The sequence below is a fragment of the Arthrobacter sp. LAPM80 genome (assembly GCF_046736435.1).
GTDB lineage: Bacteria > Actinomycetota > Actinomycetes > Actinomycetales > Micrococcaceae > Specibacter.
Window position 1 is genome coordinate 35952 of record NZ_JBCHVD010000024.1, and the last position, 12878, is coordinate 48829.

The 12878-nt window shown below is 54.1% G+C and carries 7 protein-coding genes; 6 read left to right on the forward strand and 1 reads right to left on the reverse strand.

Annotated elements, in window-relative coordinates; genetic code table 11:
• Positions 1-37: 37 nt before the first annotated feature.
• Positions 38-1051 (reverse strand): DUF4192 domain-containing protein, encoded by a 1014-nt coding sequence (locus AAGW05_RS16970; RefSeq protein WP_411805739.1) that lies wholly within the window; start codon positions 1049-1051, stop codon positions 38-40.
• A gap of 872 nt (positions 1052-1923) precedes the next feature.
• Here AAGW05_RS16970 and AAGW05_RS16975 point away from each other — a divergent pair.
• The 6 genes from AAGW05_RS16975 to AAGW05_RS17000 all read left to right on the forward strand — a co-directional run bounded on the left by AAGW05_RS16975 (position 1924) and on the right by AAGW05_RS17000 (position 12830).
• Complete coding sequence (locus AAGW05_RS16975; RefSeq protein ID WP_411805740.1) at positions 1924-5037, forward strand: SNF2-related protein; 3114 nt, start codon at positions 1924-1926, stop codon at positions 5035-5037.
• Positions 5034-8225 (forward strand): Eco57I restriction-modification methylase domain-containing protein, encoded by a 3192-nt coding sequence (locus tag AAGW05_RS16980; protein WP_411805741.1) that lies wholly within the window; start codon positions 5034-5036, stop codon positions 8223-8225. The genes AAGW05_RS16975 and AAGW05_RS16980 overlap by 4 nt, the downstream gene beginning before the upstream one ends.
• Positions 8226-8447: 222 nt before the next feature.
• Positions 8448-9779, forward strand: a complete 1332-nt coding sequence (locus AAGW05_RS16985) for an ISL3 family transposase (protein WP_411805747.1) — start codon at positions 8448-8450, stop codon at positions 9777-9779.
• Positions 9780-9915: 136 nt separating this feature from the next.
• A complete protein-coding gene (locus tag AAGW05_RS16990; protein ID WP_411805742.1) occupies positions 9916-10203 on the forward strand; it encodes a hypothetical protein in 288 nt (95 codons plus the stop codon).
• Between the two features lie 266 nt (positions 10204-10469).
• On the forward strand, positions 10470-10862 hold the full coding sequence (locus AAGW05_RS16995) for a hypothetical protein (RefSeq protein WP_411805743.1): 393 nt from the start codon (positions 10470-10472) through the stop codon (positions 10860-10862).
• Positions 10863-11492: 630 nt separating this feature from the next.
• Positions 11493-12830, forward strand: a complete 1338-nt coding sequence (locus tag AAGW05_RS17000; protein WP_411805744.1) for a hypothetical protein — start codon at positions 11493-11495, stop codon at positions 12828-12830.
• The last annotated feature ends 48 nt before the right edge of the window (positions 12831-12878 follow it).

Here is a 12878-nt window from a genome sequence, read left to right on the forward strand (position 1 = left end):
CACTCTCTGCTTTTTTCTGGGGCTAGGTCGCGTGGATTTACTGGTGGTGGTTTCGGTATGCGGTGTTCTTGTGTTGCGCCCAGCCGGCAACGACGCCGGCGCCGAGCATCTGGTCCAGCAGCATGGCCAGGTGGTAGTCGGGGTCAAACGTCAGGGCGACGTGCATGTAGTTCGCCGCAGCAGTTCCCCTGCCCTTCCACCAGCAGATGTGCCCGAGCATCGTCAACGGGGCCGCTGCGTGGGTTGGAGCGGCGATGGTCAGCAGCTGGCGTAGCAGCTTCTCGGAGTTGTCGATGCGGTCCCATTGCGGGGCTTCTTCGGTGGCGCCGAAGAGGGTTGCTGCCATGGGTTCGTTGATGCCGGGCATGTCTGCCAGGATCTGGTCCCTGAGCCCGACGTGCTGCAGCCCGGCCAGGACCTCGGCCAGCTGGTCGTGGGTGGGTTCGCCACCGTGGTCAATGAGTTCCGTCCACAAACGGTATGCCGCGTGGAGGCTCGTGGCCATGTCCCGCAGCGCTGACTCGACCGCGTCGTGGTCGACAGCGGCGAACAACTCGGGGATGGCAGGTGTGTCGCTTTGTCTGATGAGGCTGCCCTGGTAGACCAGCTCGGCGTTGACGGTGCTGGTCTCAAGGGCCACCAACGGGGTCTCCTTGCCACAGAATTTGGGGTTGGCGCCGTCGTACGTGGCGAAGGATTCGGGGCCGACGATCCACACGTCATGGACGAGCAGCCCGACAGTCAAGAACCGTCGCTTGAGTCCCTGGACCATGGCGGCGAAGGGCTTGGGGTGTCCCCTGCCCCATGGCTGGTGGGTGAACAGGGCGATGAGGACTGCGGTGGCGTCGAGGTCGTTGCCGAAGTAGTGGGCGACGCGTTCGGCGTAGCTCTCGATGAAGTCCGTGGTTCCAGGCAGGTTCACACGGAGGGTGGGTCCAAGTGTGGCGCCGTCGAGGGCGACGCAGACGAGGCTTTCCTTCCGCCAGTAGCCGAGGCTGTGGCCCATGTAGCTGATGGCGTCAGCCGGGCTGCTGATTCTGATCGGTTCCATTGTCCTGCTCCTCTTGTGTGAACGGTGGCTGGTTGTTCGCGGCCGCCTGCTCTGTTGGTGCCTTCTGGTAAGAGGAATCACCGCTGGGTTTTAGGGGCCGGAGGGCAATTTGGGGTACCGGGCACGGGGCAGAAATTGTTCCGAGGAAATAAGCGACGCAGGAGCGCCGAGGAAGAATTTTTGGGGGAGTGCCCGGCGCGCAGCGCCCTGGTTGCGTGGAGGGCCCGCCCAGCGATGATGGGGTACCAGAAGGCACCACGCGTATTGGCATGACTTCATAGTGGTCCATCAGCAAGGAATCAAAATCAGACTGACTATTGGAGGAACTGTGACTTCCGCGGACGGTGCCGCAATGTATGTAGTACCAATTTTGGTGACCCAATGTGTCGATGTCGTTGCCGCAACCAACTCTGGCAGTAGGGGCCATTGGAGGACGGAACTTGCGGGCCAACGCGACATTGAATCCTTGCATGCACTTATCCGGTGTGGCACATGACTACATCTGCGATTGGAATCTTATAGCGATCGAACTGTTAAGCTCAGGTTGGCACGTTCAGCCACCGCCTGAACGCGCAGTATTGGAAGGAGCTCCTGGTTTGGAGCAAACTAGGGCAGCGTTGGTGCCACGTGATCCCGTTAGGCAACCAGTCGAGGGATCGATCAGACATTTATTCGGGGGAACTGTGCCAAATATCTTCGACAATATCGACAACAAGCTGCTGCCCGCTCTTCGCCTCAGTCTCGAAAGCTCTACACGTGCGGACTTGTGCATTGGATACTTCAATTTGTCAGGGTGGCAGCAGATTGACTCAGCAATTCGACACATGCCAAGTTCCCCCACTGGCCCGACTCCTGTCCGCATATTGGTAGGGATGTCGAAAGCAGCCACGGCGGTCGCACGCGAAGAGTTTGGAATTGTTCCACCAGCTCAGATTGACACCCAACGTGCGGCGGGCCTTCTGGAAAACGTGCTTGACGATTTCCGTCAACAATTGTCGCGTGGAATCCCCTCCGAGTCTACAGAAGTCGCCGTTCGTCACCTGGCCAATCAAATTGCCAGCCGGTTGGTTTCCGTGAAGCTTTTCCTGGAGCACCAGTTGCATGCCAAGTTGTATCTGTGCCATTTGAATGCGACGCAGCAGATTTCTCGCAAGGCCTACTTGGGCTCTAGCAATCTTACGTTTAGTGGGCTCAGTGGCAATGGCGAGTTGAACGTTGACGTTACGGACGACGACGCAACTGCGAAGCTAATGGCCTGGTTTCAAGATCGATGGAGTGAGCCTTTTTGCTACGAAATCGACAGTGAAATTATTCAGGTTATCAATGAATCGTGGGCGTCGGGGACGCGAGAGCCGTACCTCGTTTATCTCAAAATGGCTTATCACTTGTCAGAAGATGCCCGAGCTGGTGTGACTGAGTACCACCCGCCAGTTTCAATGCAGGAAATACTGCTTCCATTTCAGACGGAGGCCATCTCGATCGCAGCCCGTCATCTGAGGCGGCGGAACGGTGTACTTATTGGCGACGTGGTCGGGCTCGGCAAGACATTGGTTGGCACCGCATTGGCCCTCCTGTGTCAAGAACAGTTTAGGGAAAGGACGCTGGTTATCTCCCCTTTGAGTCTCGTCTCCAACTGGAAGAGTCACTTTAATCGATATGGCTTGGACGGTGAGGTGATGTCTCTGAGTCGTGTGATCAAGGATTTGTCGGACGTCGCTTGGGAGGATTTCCAAGTTGTCCTGATCGATGAGTCCCACAATCTGCGAAATCGCGATGGTAAAGCATACGCAGTCATTAAGCAGTTCATTCACGACTCAGGCGCAAAGTGCATCCTTCTGAGCGCTACGCCGTATAACAAATCATTTGCTGACCTCGGTAGTCAGTTGCGATTATTTCTCCACGAGGATACTGATCTAGGCATCCAGCCCGAGGCTCTCCGGCGTTCGATGGAAAACGACGCGGATTTCCTCTCCCGAGTAGAAAATCCCACCTCGCTTCGGGCATTCGAGGAAAGTTCCTTCCCTGAAGACTGGCAGCAACTCATGCGTCAGTTCATGATTCGCCGCACGAAGAGCTTCATCGAAGCCAATTACACGGAGCAGGACGAGAATGGTAGGCGGTTCATTAGTTTTACCGATGGACGACGCTCGTACTTTCCCAAGACACTTCCGCGGACTATTGAGTATGGGATCCTTCCGGGAGACCCCCTCGAGAAGCTCTACTCACAATCAGTTGTAGATGATCTCAACCAGCTTAAGCTGCCCCGGTACGCGATTGGCAGGCACCTCGACGTCGATGCTTGTCAGAGCAAGAGAGACTTTGAACTGTACAAAGCCTTTGAGCGTGCGAATGCTTTTACTCTTGCAGGACTCATTCGCACGAGCCTGTTCAAACGCCTCGAGAGCAGTCTGTACTCTTTTGAGATCTCTCTGCGCCGCCATCTAAGAAAGAACAGAGTTTTTCAATATGCTCTAGAACACGGCTTTGATATCCCCGCTGGCTCCTATCAAGAGGTTCTGCAGGAACAAGATGAAGACGAATCAGACACCATGGTGGGTTCAGACAGAGGAGTCGACGTTGAATACAGACAGCTAAAGGGCCGCAAGAGTAGTACGGTCACTTGGATTCCGGCAAGGCTTTTAAAGCCAGGTCTTGCAGACGTGCTGGAAACAGACTGCAAGATTCTCGAGAACCTTCTACTTGAACTCGATCCATGGAGCCCGGAGACTGACTCGAAAGCCGCCAAGCTAGTTGACTTGCTACGTGGCCAATATGATGGTCGAAAGGTTCTGGTATTCACAGAGTTTGCGGACACGGCTCGGTACTTAGGCGACCATCTCGTCTCAGCGGGAATCGAGGCAGTTAGCGTCATAACAGGTGGCGATGTGGACCCACTAGAGACTGTTCGCCGGTTTAGTCCGGTTAGCAACGAAGCGGACATCCTTGAGGAAAACCAGATTCGAGTTCTAATTGCAACAGATGTTCTAAGCGAGGGCCAAAATCTTCAGGATGCCGCCATCGTTCTGCAATATGATCTTCCGTGGGCCATCATCAAACTTGTTCAGCGTGCCGGTCGTGTGGATCGCATCGGTCAGCAAGCAACGGAGATCGAGATCGGGTCGTTTATCCCGCCCGCAGGCCTGGAGCAGGTACTCAACCTGCGGGCTCGGCTACAAGAAAGGCTTCGACAAAATGGTGAAGTTGTCGGAAGCGATGACCAATTCTTCGATGTGGATGCTTCTGACTTGGCAGGGCTGTACGATGCAACGCAAGTATCCGCCGACACTGCAGTTGCCGCTACTCTTGACGATGTGGATGTTGGGTCGTTCGCGCTACAAGTGTGGCGCGATGCCATCGAAGCAGACCCCACCGTGGAGGGAAGAGTTAGAGGACTTCCGAATCTTGTCACCGCATCGCGAAGTGTTAGCCATGACCCCTTGGCCGAGGAAGGCGTCCTGTCCTTCTTGAGGACACGATCCGGAATCGACTCACTCGTATGGGTGGGTGTGGACAAGGCTGTTGCATCACGTTCGCCCCTCCAGATACTTCGACTGGCTGCCTGCCCACCGGACACCTCAGTAAGTCCACGCGATCGACGGCACTTTGCTCTGTTGGATCTCGCTGCAGAGGAAGTAATGCGAACTGTAGGCCACTCTTTGGGCACTGCAGGCAATCTAAGTGGGACTCGGAAGAAGTTGTGGGAAATGTTAAACCCCCTTCACTTAGCAATTGAGGGATTTGATCAGGCTAAGGTTGCCGTATTTGAACATCCCCTTCGCGAAAGGGCAAAAATTGACATCGGCAGGCGTTTTCGCGAAAAGACTACTCCTGTGGCGATGGCTGAATTCGTCTCCGCTCTTCATTTGGACGATGAATTGTCTGCCGTCCTTAAGGCCCAACCGGATCAAGATGATTTACGGATACTATGTTCTATGGGGATTTTTAGGAATATTGAAACAGTGAACAGCAAGGATACTGCGGAATGACATTTGCAAACGAAATACGAAAGGACCTTGATTCCGGAAATCTTGAATCTCTTTTTATTCGCAAGTTAGGTTGGGATTACACGCAAATTGATCAGTCTGTAGAGTTTGAGGGACAGTCTGAGGTCTTCCTAATCAAAGCTATTGCGGCGAAGAAGAGTTTTGTAGTATTCGAATGTGTAGGGTTACCCACGAATTCTGAACGTCATCAAATTGAGAAGCTAGTACGCAATGTCAGTGCAGCTCATCTAACGATCTTCAGAACCGACCGAGAGCAATACTGGCAGTGGGTCACGGCTCGCGCGGGGAGAACTCCCAAACTGAACGTGCATCACTACGCTTCAGGTCGCGGTAATGATCTTGTCTTAAGGCTACAGCAGCTAGTTTTTAGCATTCAAGATGAGCGTCGTGGTCTCGATATTTTGGGTGTTCACGAGAGAGTGGATAGGGCATTTCGCGCCGAGGAGGTTACGGAGAGATTTTACGCATCCTTTAAAGAGCAACATTCACGACTTGCGGCATCGATCTTGAATATCGAATCCGATGAAGATAAATCATGGTATGCCTCTCTTCTGCTGAATCGTCTAATGTTCTTGTATTTCATGCAAAAGAAGGGATTCCTAGATAACGATAGGAATTACCTTCAAAACAGACTTAAGGGGCTCGTCGAGTCAGATACATCTGAAACATTTTATTCATTTTATAGAAAGTTTCTACTCCCGCTTTTTGAGATGGGCCTGAATCGGCGACAAGATGAACGAGAGGATGGTCTCGCCGACCTGGTAGGCAACGTGCCTTACCTGAATGGTGGCATTTTCGGCACTCATGAGCTCGAGCTCCAATATGAAATCGAAATCCCGGACGTGTCTTTCGCGGAGATATTCTCATTCTTCGATAATTGGCGCTGGCATTTAGATTCTTCAGGCTCAAGGGCAGCGCAATCAATTAGTCCTGATATCCTAGGGTACATATTTGAGCGTTATATTAATTTTAAGGAGCAGGGTCAGAAAGAGCTTGGAGCGTATTATACTAAGGAGGATATTACTCGCTATATTACGGCGTCCTCTGTAATCCCGATCTTTCTTGAACGACTTTCAACTGCCGCTGAGGTGGCAGGGGAAATTTTTAGTCCCTGGGGCCTGTTGGAAGAACACCCGGAACGCTATATCTCACTGTCTGGACTTGATGTTGGCGCGCTATCAAAAAGTGAGACTAAAGAGGAGTCTGCGGTCCGTGTCGAGCACTACAACCAGCTTCTCGCTAGTCTACGAGCCGGAGCAGTGCGCAATGCCAACGACCTAGTGACTTTTAACCTGGACACAGTACAGTTTGCGGTTGATGCAATTTCTTCTAACCAAAGTCCAAAATTTGCCCACGTTGTATGGGATGTTCTGTCAACGTTGACGGTCGTTGATCCAACATGCGGGTCTGGGGCTTTTCTATTCGCGGCGCTTGACATTTTCGAAGAGCTTTACGAGGCAGCGCTGTCTCGCATCTCAGAGGAGTATGAACAAAACGGTTGCAATGCTGACCTACTTCCCGAAATTGCAGCTGTCGTTAATGCCGTCCGGGATCACCCTTCGGCTGAGTATTACCTGCTCAAACATGCCATTCTCAACAATATTTACGGTGTCGACATCATGCGTGAAGCCGTCGAGATAGCCAAGCTCCGTCTCTTCCTGAAGCTGGCGTCGGTCTTGGAAGAGGGCGTTGAGCCGGATCCCCTACCCGACCTTGACTTCAATATCCGATCAGGAAATGCATTGGTTGGCGTCGTTACCTTGCACGATGTCCAGAACCCAGCGCATCTAGACGTTTTTGGAGATGCTGAGAAGATTGCACTGTTGTCTCACAGGGCCGCGGCTTTGTTTGCGAACTTCCGAACTGCGCAGCAGATGCACGGAGGGCGAGTGGACATCCATAAGACGAAATCAGAACTCACAGAATTGCTCAATGAGCTTCAAGGAAAGCTGGATAGTCGAATTGCCGAGGTGGCTGGCGTTCCCGAGGGAGACATTGACGCGCTTGAAGCCTGGACGGCGGCAACTCAGCCGTTCCATTGGTTCACCCAATTCCATGCTGTCATGTCCAACGGGGGCTTCAATTGTGTGGTGGGCAATCCTCCCTATGTCGAGTACAACCCACGCAAGGCTGGGTACTTGGTTGAAGGGTACTCAACAGCAGCCTGCGGTGACTTGTACGCATTCGTAATGGAGCGGAGCTTGCAAATAGTTGCGGAGGGGGGAGTCTTGGCCATGATTGTGCCTATATCTGTCACGGCTACGCCGGGGTTCTCGTCCCTTCGAAGGGTGCTTCTTGCGAATTCACCGATATCGTGGACGTTGAATTTCGCTGAACGTCCAGCCAAGTTATTTACGGGGGTGGATAAGAGGCTGACGATTTGGATTTCTCGTATAGGGCGCGATGCGGAGCCTCGAAAGCAATATACTTCCGCCTATCGTCGTTGGCATTCGGACGAACGTCCAAATGTTTTTGGTACGGTTCAATTCGTGGAGTGGGTCAGCGATGCCGACTCGGCTCCCGGATCAGAAATACCTAAAATTGGGACGGCGCTCGAATCCTCAGTACTGCAGAAGCTTCGGGGTAAGGGTAAAACAGTTGGAAGCATACACCGACCAAGGGGAGCGTATCCGGTCTTTTATACACGAAAAATGCGCTATCACACGCAGTTCTTCGCGACACCGCCACTCACTTACTGGGATAATGGAGATGTAACTGAGCCAAGTGAGCTGAATAGGATTAACTGTATGGAGTCCGATGATGCGGATATATTGAGAGCAGCGCTCAATTCGACTTTCTTTTTTTGGTGGGTGACTATTATGAGTGATGTACGAAATCTCAACAAACGTGAAGTTCATGCGTTTCCCCTAGGTTTAGAATCTATGGAATCAAAGAACAAATCTCGATTAGTTGAGCTTGCGAAAACCATTGAGAACAATTTTCAGGACAACTCCGTGCTCAAGCCCTATCGGGCCGGAACGAAGGAGAGCCGACGGATTCAGACGTTCCAGCCCAGGAATGCGTCGACTGTTATCCATCAGATTGACCTTGTCCTTGCAAACCACTTCAAGCTTGACGACGAGGAACGAGAATTTATGGTGAACTGGCATGGCAAGTTCAGAAACCAGACTGAAGCCGCCTTGGATGTGTCAGGCTCAGACAGCGTATGAGCACAGCAGAGAAGATTGCTTGTTGAATGGATGGATTTATTCAATTTGCTGACTCCCGTGAGTAAAAGCACATAAATTGACCCTGATTCTTCATGATGGTCGGGTGCCGGCCCGGCGGGAATTTGATCGCCTGCCTGGCCGGTATTCCGGCTCTTCACGGTTCGTGGTGAATCCGGGGTTCGTGTCGTAGCAAAATAGGAGCTCGTGGCCCTGCTGAGATGGATGTGTCTAGCATTCTTCTCAAGTCAGGAACCACGAGCCTTGATCCAGCCTACCCAGTCGTGCCCAGATGCGGCGACGACTCTCTTCAATCTGCCTGATTATCAGGTCATCTCCGTCATCAGCGACGATGTTTCCGGTATCCGTGTCGTCACTGTTGCCTCGGACTTCCCAGCAGCTTGCCCTGGCTGTTCCGTCCTGGCTTCTCGGGTCCATTCGCGTCGGATCCAGCGGGTTCGGGACATTCTCGTCGCCGGGCATGTGAGACTCATGTGGACCAAGCGCCGGCTCTTTTGTGACGAGGCTCTCTGTACTCGAAAGACATTTGCCGAATCGACTCCTCAGGTGCCGCGGTTCGCCCGGTCCACCACGCGGTTGAAGGAAACCCTCAAGGACGCCGTCATCGATTCTGGCCGTGCCGCATCCGAAGTCGCGGCGGCGTTCGGCGTCTCTTGGTGGCTGGTGAACACCGTTGTGGTCGCTGCCGCCGCGGCACTGCCGTCCGTGGACTTGCTGACACCGGCACGGCTCGGGATTGACGAACATCGCTACCGTTCCGTGCGCTGGCTACAAGACCAGCAGAGCAAGAAATGGACCCGGTACGAGCCATGGATGTCAACGATCGTAGACGTCGACACCGGCCAAGTCTTGGGTATCGTGGACGGCCGCGACAGCCGCGGCGTGGGCGCCTGGCTCAAAGCCCGCCCCGCCAGCTGGCTTTCCTGCATTGAGACCGTCGGCATCGACCCCTCGGCGGCGTTCCGAAAGGCCCTGCGCGAGAATCTGCCCGACGCTGCTGTCAGCGTCGATCACTTCCACATGGTGCTTTTGGCCAACGACATGCTCACCCAGGTTCGCCAACGAGTCTCCCGGGAGCAGAACGGGCGCCGCGGCCTAAGAACAGACAAAGCATGGGCCCACCGGCAACTGTTGCTGCGCGGCTACGACACGCTCTCCGACGCTGGCAAGAAGCGCCTCGATGACGTCTTCGCCACAGATGACCCGAGCAAGGAACTCGTGGCCGCCTGGGGAGTCAAGGAAGCCTTGCGGCTGATGCTCTCAACCAGTAATCCGGCCAGCGTGGAAGACCGGAAAGCGTTCTTTGAACGGCAGGTCAAGGCAGCGGCCATGAAGGAAACCGACCGGCTGCAAAAGACCGTGACCAAGTGGTGGCCAGAGATTCAAACACTGCTCGCCACCCGGGTGACAACGGCGAAGGTCGAGGCCGCGAACACGATGATCAAAAACATCAAGAGGATTGCCCGCGGGTTCCGCAACCCGACCAACTATCAATCACGTATCCTATTGAGAAGTGCCTCCCGGACGGTGGCATGAATTCATCTCAGCGGGCTGGTATTCACCACGAAACGCGAAGAGCCGGTATTCCTGCTTTGGGTGCGAGCTGTGGGTCTGTTGTTGGCTTCCACATCGCTGATGCAATTGTGCATGGTGTTGAAGGTGCTGTCCACGTATGTCCCCGCCAGTAGCGACGGCTGCTGCCGTCGGTGGTTTGAGTCTGCTGACAAGGGCCAGAATTGTGGTGATCGTGGCCGCAGCCGGAGCATCCTGTGGGCGAGTAGCCGAATCCATCTTGCCCGGGTATGAGTATCCCTGCGGTCGCGAGAAGCTGGTACCTCCATTGTTTGACGTCCCAGCCGCTTGGAGCATTGCCGCCGGCTGGGGTAGTTGGAGCCAGGAAACCTGGTTCATGGCCAGGACAGCGATGCTCACCCAGGCCTGGTTGGCGTTGGACTCATAGAAGGACAGCCTGTCCACGGTCGGAGTTCTTCAGAATCGTGATCCGATTCAGGTACCGGTCCCGGGCCCGGTACCTGACATCCAGTGTGGGCCCATGCCAGCGTGGGCCGGTTAACCCGGCGATTGGCGGCTATGGTAATTATGGTGCGGTGGTTTAGCCGTCGGTGGTCGTTTCGCTCAGAAAGTTACTATCCCCGTTTCAGTTTTCATGGTGCCGTTTTCGCGTCTCGGTTACCCCCTATCATCGGATCAGTGTTTAATTGCTGTATGACTGAAACAATTTTTCTCGCTATATTGACATCCGCAGCGTTACCATCGTTTGCCTGGATGTTCCGCGACGCATGGAGTGATAGAGCTAAGAAAATTGAAAGGCTTGTCGAACTCACTGAGAAGGCCGAGGGCCACGGAGCAATAGAAAGCATTGTCGCCGCCGAAGTTAAATTCGAGGAAAAACGCCGAGGATTCTGGATGAAGATTGCAATGTTTGTCATTTTCATCGCCGGCGGCTTCACCGTGGGAATAGGTATTCTACTTATCGCGGCATCATTTCTGCCAAAGGACACGACAGTCGACCCATGGCTATTGGTTGGGGCGATGACGGCGGTCGGTGCTGCTTTTGGTGTCCGAAACTATCTCCGCAGCGGACCCAAGGTGTCGTGAGAAAGCTATCCTCAGGCCATCTGGAGACATTCGCGGTTGATCGGCAGAGTCCGCCAAGGTCTGCCACCACCTGATCTGAAGCGCGGTGCAACCAATGACAGCTGAATCGGCCTGCGGCGAAGTCAACCGGAACTAAGGCAGGCCTAACAGACTCGATTGGCCGCTGACTAGCTGTACTCGGCCATCACGTTGGTGACACCCAAATGACCCTGAGAATAGGTTGAGACGTCCAGAGATAGATCAGGCCACCCATAGGTTTGTGCGTGCGACCACGGTGAGTCGCCACCAAAAATCATGGTAGGTCGGGATTGGGTGATTGGCTATGGCAGACTAACGGCTTTTATTGATTCTCGCTGCCACAAGACCGTGTCGAAGTATTCAGCCGCGAGAATGAATGAACCCGCGAAATCGCCTGCCGGTGGATCACCTGCCCTCGATCGATTTAGTTGCAAAATGCCAACAAGACCAAGGTGAAATTGACGCTAGGTACGATGTCGGTATCTGTCGAAATTCGAACGACGAACGAAACGTGACGTGCTTGGCATAAGCTGTTCACGGTGCTGTGGAGCGCGCCGTCTGCAAGCTATTCCAGCCATTTTGGGGCTTTCCCATCCGTCTTAGGAGACTGTCATGGACGACGAGATTGAACTGTTCGACGATGAAAACGGTATAGCGCTCATCGGGGAGCCGTCAGCAATTGAGCGATTTCTGGTCTCTGAGGGCCTGCCATCGAAAGACCTTGGGCTCCAGCGACTCGGGTCGACTCTCGGTGCCGGTGCTGGAGCGGCGCAGGCCGGAGCCGAAATGGCGGCGAACGCTGGCCGATGGGTGAAGTTAACCGAGAAATCGGCCAAAGCCCTCAAAGTAAATAGGCTCATGAAGGGTTCAGAGTCGGGCGTTCGCCGCGCCGTCCTCATGAAAAATGGAAAGATCTCAGGACTCCTCGAAATAACTAGGACCCCGGCGCAGTTTCTGACCAACCCTGCGGTACTCACTGGCGTTGCTGGGATCATGTCGCAGGCTGCCATGCAGCAGTCCATGGATGAGATCACTGACTTTTTGGCACTAATCGATGAGAAGGTCGACGACATACTTCGTGCCCAGAAGGACGCAGTACTTGCAGACATGATCGGGGTTGGACTCGTTGTCGATGACGCAATTACAACACGAGATACCGTGGGGCGGGTGTCCGAAGTTACCTGGTCGAAAGTCCAGGCATCGTCGCTGACAGTCGCAAGCACCCAAATGTACGCGCTGCGACAGATGGATGCACTGGCAGAAAAAATGGAGCGCAAGTCCAAAATGGGGGATCTCGCCAAGGTGGCCCAAGAAACCGAACCAAAGGTTCGTGAGTGGATAGCCGTACTTGCCCGCTGCTTCCAACTTTACGACTCGCTAGCTGTGCTCGAACTGGACCGTGTACTCGATGCTTCTCCTGAGGAGCTAGATAACCACCGTCGTGCTCTTCACCTGGCCCGGCAGAACAGACTCGATCAAATCACTCGGAGCACCGAGAAGCTGATCGACAGGATGAATGCGGCCGCAGGGTTGGCAAATACGAAAGTCCTCCTTCACCCAACAACGGCACGTACTGTGGTCCATTCCAGTAACCAGGTCGAGGCTTCAGTCGGCGAGTTCCACAAGTGTCTTGGAATTGAAGATGGCGGGCAAACTGTCGAGGCAAAACGGTGGGTGGAAGCTGTCGTAGATGCTCGGGACAAGGTCATCGAAACGGGGACTGACGGAGTGGATGCGACCAAGCGCTTCAGCGGCGATGCTTTGAGTCTCGCTAGGACGACGACAGACAGGGTGCTTGAAACAGGGGGAGACGGAGTCGAAGCAACGAAGCGATTTGGAAGTGAAGCACTAGGGCGGGCGCGAACGATGAGTGACAAAGTCTCGATGGGGATTGCCGAGCGTTTGCTTCGTAGGGTCGGGGACGCTGAGAAGCCTGAAGAAGAGAGCTGATCGAGGCTTATATTACGTGGAATTCCTCAGTTGTTGAAAGTACCGGGG